Genomic DNA, 222 nt, shown 5'->3' on the forward strand with positions numbered 1-222 from the left:
CGAATACTAATAGATCGAGGACTTAACCATATAATATGAAGCAATGTTATCTAGTTTTGAAAGAATATAAAAAACTTGTTGACTTTAAAAGTTAAATAAGTTAAAATAATTCTTGTCTTAAATGAATACAGTCTGGTAATGATGGCAGAGAGGCCACACCCGTTCCCATACCGAACACGGAAGTTAAGCTCTCTAGCGCCGATGGTAGTTGGGACCTTGTCC

1 rRNA gene is annotated in these 222 nt (G+C 36.5%); it reads left to right on the forward strand.

The window, feature by feature from the left end:
- Positions 1–131: 131 nt before the first annotated feature.
- Positions 132–222, forward strand: a 5S ribosomal RNA gene (gene rrf / locus BAQ44_RS16295); the annotation flags it as partial.

The sequence above is a fragment of the Bacillus mobilis genome, from assembly GCF_001884045.1.
Classification (GTDB): Bacteria; Bacillota; Bacilli; order Bacillales; family Bacillaceae_G; genus Bacillus_A; species Bacillus_A mobilis.